The sequence below is a fragment of the Cupriavidus sp. F041 genome (genome assembly GCF_057814235.1).
Map to the genome: position 1 here is coordinate 3,094,444 of NZ_JBVASY010000002.1, position 12,423 is coordinate 3,106,866.

Here is a 12,423-nt window from a genome sequence, read left to right on the forward strand (position 1 = left end):
AAGGCGCGCAAGCGGACGGCTGGCGCCAGTCCGCTCATACGCCACGCAGTCAGCACAATCCGCAACGTTTCACCCCGCTGTTTGAAGTTATCGTCGGCACCTCTGCCCAACTTGCGAGCGTGCCGTGCCGATCCTCCATGCTGCTCTGACCGCCATACCGGCTCCGCGCAACACGCGGGCCAGGCGACGTGTTGCCGTGCGCCGCCCGACAGGCGGCTACCTCCTGGTCGAGTCCCTCACCGCCCTGGCGCTCCTCGCCATCGGCATGCTTCCGCTTGCCACGCTCGCCCCTGTCGCGCTCGGCGCGCTGCGCCACTATGAAAACATCGGGCACGCGACGCGTGCCGCCGCTGAACTGGCGGAAATAGAGGATCCCCGCCTGGCGCTGTCGCCGCTGCACGCCCGCGGCATCGGCGCGCATCATCTGCAACTGTGCCGGTCGCTCGCTCCGGCGGGCACGGAGCATGGCCTGCCCGGCTGCGCACCCGGGCGGAGGCTGGCGGTCGTGGGACCGCTGCCTCGCAGGATCCGACGCTGCCCGACCAGACCATGATCGATTGCAGCGGCTATGTGCTCCCGGCTATGAGCCTCGGTGGCAGTGCCAACGGGAACAACTATGGATATGCCGGCGCGAACCTGCTCTATGTCGCCAACGGCGCCGATGGCGAGCCGCAATTGCTGTGCCGTTACAACAGCCGACGCGACGGACGGGTGCAGGAGGGCAACTGGACTTCCGGCGCACTGGTGCGCGGCGTGGAAACCATGCAGTTGCGCTACGGCATCGATACCGATGGCGACGGCAAGGCGGATGCGTTCCTGCGGGCCGAAGAGATCCGCGCCAGGGGTGAAGCGGCCTGGCACGAGGTGCGGGTAGTCCAGGTGGCACTGGTGCTGCGTGGCGAACGCCCGCTGCCGCAGGCTGCCGCGGCCGCCGCCCTTGTCTTGTTTCCGCCGCCGGGGCCAGGCGCGCATGGTGGCGCGGGCGTCCATGCCGGCGACCTCGCCTTCGATCCCCGCCCGGGTCCACCTTGATGCGCCGCGTGTTCTCGGCATCCGTGCGGCTGCGCAATGCCCGCCCTTGCGTGGAGACGCTATGTTGAATCCGGCCCGGGCGCCAAGCGTGCCAATGCAGCGCGTTGCCGCCGCGCACCGCAAGCGTGCCGGCGCAGGCACCACACTGCTGCTGACAGCCACGATGCTGCTGCTTGTGGTTGCCACCACCCTGGCCGGCCTGCATTTCCTGCTCTCCAGCCGTCAAGTGACCGCATACCAGTTAGAACGAGAAATCGCCTTTCGCGCTGCGGAGACGGCACTGCTCGATGCGGAAGCGGAATTGCTGGAGGCGCTGCGCGCCGGTGCTGCCGGGGACGACGCGCGTCTTGCCGCGTGGCCGCCGCCTGGCCGGTGCGGCATCGGAGCGCAACTGGGGCTGTGCCGGCCTGCGGCAAACTCCCCGCCGCCGTGGGAGGGCTGGCTCGCCGCGCGCCGGCCGGATGAGGCCACCGGCATTGCGCTGGGCACCTTCAGCGGCGCCACCTTGCCCGGCCTGCCGGCCGGAACGGCAGGCGTGGACGCCTTGCCACGCTATGTCGTGGAATTGCTGCACGAGCGCCCGCCCGGCGAATGGCTGGGAGCGGACTATGCGGCTGGCGCGGGACCGCGGCTGCGCTTTCGCATTACGGCGCTCGGCAGGGGGAGAGACAGCGCGGTACGCAGCTTGCTGCAAAGCGAGTTCCAGCCATGACGCTCTTTGCCCGCTGTTGCGTCGCGCTGATTGCCCTCCCCGCGTGGCTACCGTTTGCCGCGCGGTGCAGGGCGCGGACGCGTACGTCGCGGAGCCTGGCATCCATGCCTGGTGCGGCCGCCTGCGCAGCCTGGCACTTCCATCGGGCGAGCACAAGGTAGCGCAAGCGTTGCCGCCGCCCGCCTGGGAGGCGGGCGCGCTGCTCGACATGCGCGATCCCGAGTCGCGCCGCTTGTTGACGGCGCTCGCCGGCTCCGACGAAACGCCGACGCGGCTAGCCCCGCTGCAATGGGAAGCACTGGATACCTCGACGCGCGCTCTGCTCGACCGAGCCGGCTCCGAAGGGCGTCCCGACGGCCAGGGCCACGACCGGCTGGCACGCTTGCGTGGCACACGCCAGGCGCCGGACCCGGCAGTGCCGAAGTCACCGGTCTCAGGGACGGGACGACTGGGGCGCCCGGCCGGCACGCCACCGGTAATGGTTCCGCCGCCCTCCTGGCTGCCCGGCCGGCCCGGTCACGCAGATTTCGCCGCATTGCACAGCGCGCGCCCGGCGCTGGTCTGGCTGGGCACGCGCGACGGCTTGCTGCACGCGTTCGAAGCGAGATCCGGCAAGGAAGTGCTCGCATTCCTGCCGCGCAGCTTGCTGAGCCAGGCCGCCGGCTGGGCATCGCGGACGGCAAGCCCGGCTCGGGCGGTCACCGCGCCCGTTGCGCCGTGCCCTTACCCTGAAGCGGCGGACGTGGCGCTGGAACCCGGGCGCTGGCGTACCGTCCTGCTATGTGGCGTGCCGGCCAACGCGCCCGGCGCGGAAGCGCAGGCAAGCGTGTTCGCCCTCGACATCACCAGCATCTCCGACCATGCCGCCCAGCCTACGCTGGCGCTGCTCTGGGAAACCACGGCTTCCGGCACGCTGCCGCTGGCGCCTGCCGGGCCTGTCCGCGCCTTGGCGCTAGCCACGCTTGAAGGTCGGCGCTGGTATGCCATGGCTACGCTGGCCGCCGCGCAAGATGGCAAGCTCCCGTCCGGCGGGCCACAGCGTGATCCATCTGCCCGGCAGGCAGGCCTCGCCCTGCTGCCGCTGGACAAACCCACCCACGCCGCGTGGCATGGGCGGCATGCGATACCGCGGCTACACCTGCCTGACCACGGTTGCGGGATCGCCGGCGCCCGCCCCGCCCTGCTGGCGGCGAGCGTCTTGCCGGACGCTTCCGGCATGGCCGTGGCAGCCTATGCCGTGGATGCCATCGGCAGGCTCTGGCGCTTCGACCTGCGCGGCGCGGCGCCATGGCACGATTGTGGCCAGCGCGTTCGCTGCATCCACCGCGTGGAGAATCCTGTGCCACGCCCGAGCGGCACGGCAGCGGCAGCGGCACCCGTCCTGATCGCCGCCCCCGGAGGCCACCTCGCGGTGTACGGCAGCGGCAATCACATCGCCGCTGTCTTTGACAGCGCCACCCTCGCGGAGGCGGGCGATGCCGGTGCCGGGCCAGCGCGCGTCGCGGCCCACTCCCGGGGACACGGCGTCGTGCTGCGCCGCCAGCCCCGCGAGGCCGATCGCCCCGGTCGGCCAGCGACGGCTGGCTGGCACCTGACCTTTCCCAATCCCGGCGAGCGGCTGGACCGGCTCATTCCGGCCGATCCGGGCTACCTCGGCGTGGTGACGCGCACGCCCGATGCACGTCAGCGCATTTACCTGATCCATGTGCTGAGCGGCGAGTCCACCATCAGCGAGCATGCCGGAGGCCCCCTCATTTACGCAACGACCGGGCTGGGCGCGGGTGCCCATGCGGCGGTCGTTCTTGGCCGCGTGCCGCTACCACCCGAACGATCCACACAGCCCGGGATCGCCTCACGCGAGGGCGTGGCGCTCACGCTCTGGTCCCTGGAGGATGGGCGTGCCGTCCCGCTCAACCGCACTGTCGCCAGCCGCCGCACCGGCCGCCTGAGCTGGCGCGAACTGATCCGCTCCGGCTCGCCATGAGCCACCTCTTGCCAAAACCGCCACCCGGCACGTGGCCAGGTACGTGCCCCCGATCAACCGCTGGAAACCGGGTGCGCTCCCACGCATCGGCCGGCGGCCGCCATGGAGAATGCGCATGACGCACCACCCTCGCCCGCCCGGATTCACCCTGCTCGAAATGCTGGTCACGCTGACGCTGATGACTATCCTCACGGCGATGGTCGTGCCTGCCTGGCATCGGCATATGGAGCGAGGCTGGCGCGCCGAGGCGCGCAGCGCCATGCTTGGCGCGATGCTGGAACTGGAGCGCCACGCGCTGGCCACCGTGAGCTTCGCGGGTGAACCCGGCGGCGCGGTGGTAGCCGGCAAATGGCCACTGCCCGTGCCAGCGCCGCCGGCGCGCCCGCGTCACTGGATCAACGCCAGCGCCTGCCCGAGCGGCGGACTGGAGCGCTGCGTCGAATTGCGCGCCGTGCCCCAGGCGCCGGACGCGTCATGCGGCACGCTGATTTTGCGTAGTACCGGCGAGTGGCTTGCGCAGCCCGCGTTGGCGGCAAAGCCGGTGCCGCTGCCGCGGGCTTGCTGACATGCCGGGGCATCGGCCTTCGCGTGGCCACCGGCATCGAAGCGGCGGCGCAACACTCGCCGAACTGCTGACCTGCCTGGCCGTGCTGTCCATGCTCGTGGCATTCGCCTACCCGTCCTGGCAGCGCTTGCTGGCGCGGCAGCAGGTAGTGCTGGCGGCCGACCGACTCGCCGGCTCGCCGGCACTCGCGCGCGCCACCGCCGTTGCCCGGCGCACGGACGTATTGCTGGCGCCCTTGCCCGGCGAGGCAACGCTGGACCAGGGCTGGCGCCTGACACTGCCGCCCACCGGCGCCGACGGGCCTGACCGGCACGATGGCGGCTTGCTGGCCATGGTCGCACTGCATAGCGCCTGCCTGCGTATCGCACTGCGATCGACCACGCAAGGCAACCATACGCTGCACATGGCAGCTGTGGGATACTCTCGCTCAGAGCAAGGCGGTTTCCTCGCCGCCACCTTCACCGTGACCTGCCAGGGTGAACAGCGGCAACTAAGGCTCGGTGCCCACGGTCGCATCCGCCTGTGCACGCCCGGCCAGGATACCGATTGCGGTGGTCTCGACCAGGCCCCCGCCGCCCTGACACTTGAAGACTGAAACCAACCTCAACTCGCCGCCCGCGCGGCAGGAAGCACCAGGCCTCATGTTCTCCGATACCGACCACGCAGCCATGGCACAAGCTCTCGCGCTAGCGGCGCGAGGCATGTACACCACCACGCCCAATCCGCGCGTCGGCTGCGTTTTGTCCAAGGACGGCAAAATCATCGGCCAGGGTTTCACGCAACCCGCCGGACAGGATCACGCCGAGATACAGGCGCTCAAGGACGCCGCCGCGCGCGGCAACGATCCGGCCGGCGCCACGGCCTTCGTCACGCTGGAGCCCTGCAGCCATTTTGGCCGGACGCCGCCCTGCGCGGATGCGCTGGTGCGCGCCGGCATCGCGCGCGTGGTGGCGGCCATGGAAGACCCGAACCCCGCCGTTTCCGGCCGCGGCTTGCAACGGCTGCGCGAAGCCGGCGTGGACGTGCGCTGCGGGCTCCTGGAGAAAGAAGCCCGCGAACTCAATATCGGATTTGTCAACCGCATGACGCGCGGACTGCCCTGGGTGCGGATCAAGGTTGCCGCCTCGCTCGACGGCGGTACCGCGCTGCACGATGGCACCAGCCAGTGGATTACCGGCCAGGCGGCACGCGACGATGGCCATGCCTGGCGCGCGCGCGCCAGCGCCATCCTCACCGGCATCGGCACCGTGCGCGACGACAACCCACAGTTGAATGTGCGCGCCGTGGACACGCCACGCCAGCCGCAGCGCGTGGTGGTGGACTCCCGGCTGGAGATCCCGCTGGACGCACGCCTGCTGACGCCGGACACCGGCGATTTTGCCAAGCCGGTGCTGGTGTTCTGCGCCTTCGACGACGGCGCGCGCCGGCGCGCGCTGGAGGCTCGCGGCGCCGAGGTGGTAGTGCTGCCCAATCCGCACGGCAAGGTGGAACTGCGCCACATGCTGGAAGAACTTGGGCGGCGCGGCGTCAACGAGCTGCATGTGGAAGCCGGGTTCAAGCTTAACGGATCGCTGATCCGCGAGCATTGCGCCGACGAACTGCTGGTCTACCTGGCGCCCAAGCTGCTGGGAGATGCGCAAGGCATGTTCCAGTTGCCGCCCCTGGCACGGCTGCAGGACGCCGCTGCCTTCCGCTGGCACGACGTACGCATGATCGGGGAAGACCTGCGGCTGATTGCCCGCCGCGCCGACCACGCCTGACCCCCTGCCGGCCACCCGGCGGGAAGCCGCGGGCAAATACGAACTGGCGCCGCACCTGCTAGCATGCGTGTTTTCCCATCGCATTTCGCACCAACCATGTTCACTGGCATTGTCGCGGCCGTCGGCCGCATCGAATCCGTTTCCCCGCTGGGTGCCAGCGAAGCCGCAGCCGACGCCGGCGTGCGCCTGCGCATCCGCGCTCCCGGGCTTGACCTGTCCGATGTCATCCTGGGTGACAGCATCGCCATCCAGGGCGCTTGCATGACGGTGATCGCGCTGGACGGGGACGCCTTCGACGTGGATGTATCGCGTGAGTCACTCGACAAGACCGCTGGCCTCGACAAGCCAGGGCGCGTCAACCTGGAAAAGGCGCTGACCCTGGCCGACCGCCTCGGCGGCCATCTGGTATCCGGCCATGTCGACGGGCTAGGTGAAGTCACGCACTTCGCACCGGTGGGCGAATCCCACGAGCTGCGCGTGCGCGCCCCGCGCGAGTTGGGACGCTACCTGGCCTACAAGGGGTCGGTGGTAGTCAACGGCGTATCGCTCACGGTCAACAAGGTCATTGACGAGCAAGACGGCTGCACGTTCTCGATCAACCTGATCCCCCACACGATCGAGGTCACCACGCTGCAGGATCTCAAGCCCGGCGCGCGCGTGAACCTGGAGATCGATCTGATCGCGCGGTATGTGGAACGCATGCTGAGCGCGCCGAAACCCGCCTGACATGCGCTCGTCCAGGCGCCGCTAGCCGACCGCCATTGCCACGCACCCCAAGCGCCAACTGCCACCGGGACGCCCCCGGCGGGCAGCGCGCGCCTTGCGGCGCGCGGTTGACGTACAATATTGGGCCAGACCGCTGCCGCGGCCAGCCGGTTCACCCCCAAGGCGGGTCCCGGCGAGCCAGTGCCGACAGCCGGCCAGCAAGCCATCCCGCCCGAAATTCAGCCAGAATTCCAGCCCCAACCTCAGCCCGCTTTCCAGCCTGCATGCCATGACAATCGCCCGTACAGAAGAAATCATTGCCGAAATCCGTGCCGGCCGCATGGTTATCCTGGTTGACGAGGAAGACCGCGAGAACGAGGGCGACCTGGTGCTGGCTGCCGATTTCGTCACACCGGAGGCGATCAACTTCATGGCCAAGTACGGCCGCGGCCTGATCTGCCTGACGCTGACCGCCGAGCGCTGCCGCCAGCTCGAGCTGCAACCCATGGTCAGCCGCAACGGCACCGTCCACGGCACCAACTTCACGGTATCGATCGAAGCGGCCGAGGGCGTCACTACCGGCATTTCGGCAGCCGACCGGGCCCGTACCGTGCAGGCCGCCGTGGCAAAGGACGCCCGCGCCACCGACCTGGTCCAGCCCGGCCATATCTTCCCACTGACGGCCCAGCCCGGTGGCGTGCTGATCCGCGCGGGCCATACCGAGGCCGGTTGCGACCTGGGCGCCCTGGCCGGCCTTACGCCGGCTGCCGTGATCTGCGAGATCATGAAGGACGACGGCACCATGGCGCGCCTGCCCGACCTGGTCGAGTTCGCGCAGGAGCATGACATCAAGATCGGCACCATTGCCGACCTGATTCACTACCGCAGCCGCACCGAGAGCATTATCGAGCGCGCCGGCGAGCGCACCATGCAAACGCCCTACGGCACCTTCAACAGCATCATCTATCGCGACAAGCCGAGCGGCCGCGCGCACCTGGCGCTGGTCAAGGGTGCGCCGCGACCCGACCGGGAAACGCTGGTGCGGGTGCACGAGCCGCTGTCCACCCTGGACCTGCTCGAAGTGTCGCGCACCACGCATTCGTGGAGCGTGCCCGCCGCGCTCGAGGCCATCGCCCAGGCCGATCACGGCGTGATGGTGCTGCTGAACTGCGGGGACACGGCGGAGCAGCTGTTCACGCAGTTCTCGGCCCTTGATGCCCCGCAGAATCGCCCCCGTGTGAAGCCGGACCTGCGCACCTATGGCACCGGCGCCCAGATCCTCAAGGATCTCGGCGTGGGCAAGATGCGCGTGCTGGCTTCCCCGCTGAAGATTCCGAGCATGACCGGCTATGACCTCGAAGTGACTGGCTACCAGCCCATGAGCGGCGGCCAGGCAAACTGAACTACCGGATATCCGGCGGCCGCAATCCTATCGCCGGCCGCCACCCCGAACCCAGGAGAACATAAGATGGATCACGGTTTCTATCCCAGCAACCTCGAAGGTGAAGGCCTGCGCATCGGCATCGTGCAAGCGCGCTTCAACGAGCCGGTTTGCGACGAACTGCGCGAAGCCTGCGTGGCCGAACTGGAAAAGCTGGGCATCGAAGGCGAGGACACCCTGGTGGTGACCGTGCCCGGCGCCCTCGAGATTCCGCTGGCACTGCAAAAGATGGCCGAAAGCGGCCAGTTCGACGCACTGATCGCGCTTGGCGCGGTGGTACGCGGCGAGACCTACCACTTCGAGCTGGTCTCGAACGAATCCGGCGCCGGCATCACCCGCGTCGGTCTGGACTTCAATGTGCCCATCTCCAACGGCATCCTGACCGTCGACACCGACGCCCAGGCTCACGCCCGCACCCGCGAGAAGGGCCGCGATTGCGCCCGCGCCGCGGTGGAAATGGCGAACCTGGTGTCCGCGCTGGATTCGCTGCGCGGCCAGGAAGAGGATGAAGACGAGGACGACGATGAGTGACGCGCCCGATAGCAGCAACCCCGCCGGCAAGCCGGCGGACGACGCCGGCGCCAAGCCCGCCGCCAAGTCCGAGCCCAAGGCAGCGCCCAAGAGCGCTCGCCGCCGCTCGCGGGAACTCGCACTGCAGGGCCTGTACCAGTGGCTGCTGAATCGCAACGATACCGATGCGATCCAGGCCCACCTGCACGACGCCCAGGGCTTCAACAAGGCTGACCGCGAGCACTTCGACGCCCTGCTCAACGGCGCCATCCGCGAAGAAACCAGGCTGACCGGCGCATTCGAGCCCTTCCTGGACCGCCCGGTGGCCGAGTTGTCGCCGGTGGAGCGCGCTGCCCTGCTGATCGGCAGCTACGAGCTGATCCACTGCGTCGACATCCCGTACAAGGTAGTCATCAACGAAGCCGTGGAACTGACCAAGACCTTCGGCGGCGTGGAAGGCTATAAATACGTCAACGGCGTGCTGGACAAGCTGGCCGCCAAGGTGCGCGCGCCCGAACTGGCCGCCCGACGCTGAGCGACGGCAACCTGCGCCGTTCACGGCGCCAGGCTTGCCGTTCAGACACCCGCTGCGGCGGGTGTTTTTACTTCTACGCCGATTAACTCGGCTTAATTCCGCCTTAACCTCGCGTCTCCTCCCCCAACCCAGCCCACCAAGCCTATTCCCGCCATGGACATGCAGCGCCTCGCCACCGCCTCCCGACTCGCCAATATCGATGCCTTCCACGTGATGGAGCTGGCCAAGCAGGCCGCCGAACTCGAACGTGCCGGGCGCCACATCATCCACATGGGCATTGGCGAGCCCGACTTCACCGCCGCCGAGCCCGTCGTGCGGGCGGCCGAGGCGGCCATGCGGCGGGGCGTCACCCAGTACACCGGAGCGCTGGGCATCGCGCCGCTGCGCGAGGCCATCGCCGGCTATTACAAGACCATGTACGGGATCGACATCCCGGCGCGCCGCGTGATGGTCACCGCCGGCGCCTCGGGCGCGCTGCTGCTGGCTTGCGCCGTGATGGTGGAGATCGGCGCCGAGGTGCTGATGCCGGACCCCAGCTATCCCTGCAACCGCCATTTCGTCGCAGCCTTCGACGGCCGCGCCAAGATGATCCCTAGCGGCCCGGGCCAGCGCTTCCAGCTCACGGCCGCGCAGGTGGAAGCGCACTGGGGCGAGCAGACCCGTGGCGTGCTGCTGGCCTCGCCCTCCAACCCCACCGGCACCTCGATCCTGCCGGATGAGCTGGCGCGCATCCTGAAGACCGTACGCGCCCGCCAGGGCTTCGCCATCGTCGACGAGATCTACCAGGGCCTGTCGTACGACGCGCCGCCGGTATCGGCGCTGAGCCTGGACGACGATGTGATCACCGTCAACAGCTTCTCCAAGTACTTCAATATGACCGGCTGGCGCCTGGGCTGGCTGGTGGTGCCGGACGAACTGGTGAATGCCTTCGAGAAAGTGGCGCAGAACCTGTTTATCTGCGCCTCGGCGGTGGCCCAGCACGCGGCGCTGGCCTGCTTCTCTCCCGAAGCGCTGGCCATCTATGACGCACGCAAGGCCGAATTCCATCGCCGCCGCGACGCCATCGTGCCGGCGCTGGAATCGCTCGGCCTGCGGGTGCCGGTCAAGCCGGACGGCGCTTTCTATGTGTATGCGGACTGCCGGGGCGTCAACCACCCCGCCGCGGGCGACGCCGACACCCTGACCCAGGCCATGCTGCGCGATGCGGGCGTGGTCATGGTGCCGGGCCAGGATTTTGGTCCCTATACGGCGAGTGACTATATCCGGATCTCGTACGCGACCTCCATGGAGAACATTGAGGAAGCCATGGCGCGACTGGGCAAGTTCTTCGCCTGAGGGAAGCCACAAACGAGACCCAAACGAAGGCGCACAAACGAAAAAAAAGCACCCCTGTGGGTGCTTTTTTTCTGGTTGCCGGCTCCGTCTTGTCCTGGCGGCCCCGGAGGCGCCTTCTCGCGCATCCCGGCCAGCAGCAGCCAGGCTGCCGCCGGCGCGTATCAGGCGCTTTTCGGCACGTTCCCGGCGGCTTCCAGCTTGTCGCTGGCCGTACCTTGATGGTGCTCTGCCTGCGACTTGGCATCGGCAGTCACGTCCGGCTTGGCAGCCACGGGCTCGGCCGCGACGCTGCGCACGCCCGGCAGCTGGCGCAGGCGGGCACGCTCTGCCAACACCTTGGCGCCATAGCCGCCGTCGGTGTTGGTGGTTGCTGCGCCTACGTAGTACTTCAGGCCGCCTTCCAGCGAACCCGCGCGGGCGATGCAGTCCTTCAGCACCAGCGCGCCGATCTTGATATTGGCGTACGGGTTGAGTGCGGCTGCCACGCCGCCCACGGCCTCGTACTTGTCCTGGTGGACCTTGGTCATCACTTGCATCAGGCCCTGCGCGCCCACGCCGCTCTCGGCGTACGGGTTGAAGCTGGATTCGATGGCAATCACGCCCAGGATCAGCAGCGGATCGATGCCAACCTCGCGCCCGGTCAGGTACGCAGCCTTCACCAGCTGCGCGGTTGCCTGCGCCGCGACGCGGTACTTGCGTGCGATGTACTCAGCCACCACAGCCTGCTCGCGCGCGCTGCCCAGCGTAGCCGGGTTGCGCGCATCCAGCGCCACGCGCTGCGCCGGAATCTGCGCGGCCAGGTGGGCCACGGAGGGCACCTTGCCGGCCGGCTGGCCCCAGTCGTCGGTACCGGACACCGTGGGCAGACCCACGGGCTTGGCCGGTGCAAGACCGACCTTGGCCGCGGCCACGTCGGCCGTACTGGCAGGCACCGCCGCTTCCATCAGTACCGCGGGCGCTGCCTCACCGGCCAGCGCGCCAGCGAGGGCCGTACGCCACTCCTGGCTGACCGACAGCGATACTGCTGCGACTACAGACAACACCCCGAGACTGTTCAGGGCATATTTCAATGTTGCGCGACCGCTTCGCAAGGCGCGGCCAGCGACCGGATGCGCGAGACGGACCTGCAATGCCCGATTCACTCCGGGTACCGGTTGTCTGAAACGGACCTGCAATGCCCGCCCGACTCCGGGAAGATGAAGGGTTTTCCAACCACTCATACTTACCTCCATCCGCCGTCCGCTTCGTGCCGCATTGCATTGTTGCGCCGCACGTCCGTTGACCGCGTATTCAAGTAAGGATGCCGCGCCGCCTAGCAATGACGTCCAGCACCTGTTGGTGAGCGCTCCCCATGCGCCCAACGAGAAACAAGGTAGGCTCTTGGGGGAGCCTGCCCTGCCGCGAACTACTCAAAGCACCCGGCCAGCGCCGGGGCGATCGACCGGACCCGTCCTGCTCTGACGGATCCGCTCATATGATCGGATATGGATGATTCTTCACTAACCCCTTGACAGGGCGCAAAAGAATGTGCTGCACCGCAACACTCCAACGAGCAGAAACGGATTGTAGAAACCCTTTTATACCTCGTCAAGAATAACGATTTCAATTAACAAAGCTTTTGGTTATATGTAACAAGGCTCTTTGACGCACTTTCACCACCCCCCGATTCTGGGAAAGTCAGCACTGGCAATGCATGGAGGCCATCGCGGCCGACCTCGGCGGTGTCAAAAAATTTACAATTTGGAGATGCAAATGAGGATGATTTTTTGCGCCTCATCGCACCAATGTGTAGATAGAAGCATATAAATTGCCAGGACAGGCGCGCTCCGTCGCCTGTACACCAC

The 12,423-nt window shown here is 68.0% G+C and carries 13 protein-coding genes; 12 read left to right on the forward strand and 1 reads right to left on the reverse strand.

The features are described 5' to 3' along the window. The first annotated feature begins 124 nt into the window (after positions 1–124). From ACZY0R_RS31695 to ACZY0R_RS31750, 12 genes are all read left to right on the forward strand, one after another. Positions 125–553, forward strand: a complete 429-nt coding sequence (locus ACZY0R_RS31695) for a type IV pilus modification PilV family protein (RefSeq protein ID WP_488864004.1) — start codon at positions 125–127, stop codon at positions 551–553. Then, entirely contained in the window at positions 550–1,032 is a 483-nt protein-coding gene (locus ACZY0R_RS31700; RefSeq protein ID WP_488864006.1) for a PilW family protein, read from the forward strand. The genes ACZY0R_RS31695 and ACZY0R_RS31700 overlap by 4 nt, the downstream gene beginning before the upstream one ends. A 61-nt stretch (positions 1,033–1,093) precedes the next feature. Then, positions 1,094–1,744, forward strand: a complete 651-nt coding sequence (locus tag ACZY0R_RS31705) for a pilus assembly protein (RefSeq protein WP_488864008.1) — start codon at positions 1,094–1,096, stop codon at positions 1,742–1,744. A gap of 43 nt (positions 1,745–1,787) precedes the next feature. Beyond that, positions 1,788–3,728, forward strand: a complete 1,941-nt coding sequence (locus ACZY0R_RS31710) for a pilus assembly protein (RefSeq protein ID WP_488864010.1) — start codon at positions 1,788–1,790, stop codon at positions 3,726–3,728. 115 nt (positions 3,729–3,843) lie between these two features. Next, positions 3,844–4,293, forward strand: coding sequence for a type IV pilin protein (locus ACZY0R_RS31715; RefSeq protein WP_488864012.1), 450 nt, complete (start codon positions 3,844–3,846; stop codon positions 4,291–4,293). 1 nt (position 4,294) lies between these two features. Then, positions 4,295–4,888 (forward strand): GspH/FimT family pseudopilin, encoded by a 594-nt coding sequence (locus tag ACZY0R_RS31720; protein WP_488864014.1) that lies wholly within the window; start codon positions 4,295–4,297, stop codon positions 4,886–4,888. 46 nt (positions 4,889–4,934) lie between these two features. Further along, the gene (ribD, locus tag ACZY0R_RS31725; RefSeq protein ID WP_488864016.1) at positions 4,935–6,053 is read left to right on the forward strand and encodes a bifunctional diaminohydroxyphosphoribosylaminopyrimidine deaminase/5-amino-6-(5-phosphoribosylamino)uracil reductase RibD; all 1,119 of its coding nucleotides are present in this window, start codon (positions 4,935–4,937) and stop codon (positions 6,051–6,053) included. A 96-nt stretch (positions 6,054–6,149) separates the two neighbouring features. Continuing rightward, complete coding sequence (locus ACZY0R_RS31730; protein ID WP_045236017.1) at positions 6,150–6,779, forward strand: riboflavin synthase; 630 nt, start codon at positions 6,150–6,152, stop codon at positions 6,777–6,779. 268 nt (positions 6,780–7,047) lie between these two features. Then, positions 7,048–8,160, forward strand: a complete 1,113-nt coding sequence (gene ribBA, locus ACZY0R_RS31735; RefSeq protein ID WP_488864018.1) for a bifunctional 3,4-dihydroxy-2-butanone-4-phosphate synthase/GTP cyclohydrolase II — start codon at positions 7,048–7,050, stop codon at positions 8,158–8,160. A 66-nt stretch (positions 8,161–8,226) separates the two neighbouring features. Next, on the forward strand, positions 8,227–8,730 hold the full coding sequence (gene ribH, locus ACZY0R_RS31740; protein ID WP_035863901.1) for a 6,7-dimethyl-8-ribityllumazine synthase: 504 nt from the start codon (positions 8,227–8,229) through the stop codon (positions 8,728–8,730). Then, the gene (nusB, locus tag ACZY0R_RS31745) at positions 8,723–9,244 is read left to right on the forward strand and encodes a transcription antitermination factor NusB (RefSeq protein WP_441624863.1); all 522 of its coding nucleotides are present in this window, start codon (positions 8,723–8,725) and stop codon (positions 9,242–9,244) included. The genes ribH and nusB overlap by 8 nt, the downstream gene beginning before the upstream one ends. A 153-nt stretch (positions 9,245–9,397) precedes the next feature. After that, positions 9,398–10,579 carry a pyridoxal phosphate-dependent aminotransferase gene (locus ACZY0R_RS31750; RefSeq protein ID WP_045236015.1) on the forward strand — a complete coding sequence of 394 codons (1,182 nt, stop codon included), beginning with the start codon at positions 9,398–9,400 and terminating at the stop codon, positions 10,577–10,579. A 161-nt stretch (positions 10,580–10,740) separates the two neighbouring features. Here the strand turns inward: ACZY0R_RS31750 and ACZY0R_RS31755 are convergent, their stop codons facing one another. Then, the gene (locus ACZY0R_RS31755) at positions 10,741–11,799 is read right to left on the reverse strand and encodes a lytic transglycosylase domain-containing protein (protein ID WP_488864021.1); all 1,059 of its coding nucleotides are present in this window, start codon (positions 11,797–11,799) and stop codon (positions 10,741–10,743) included. Positions 11,800–12,423 lie beyond the last annotated feature (624 nt).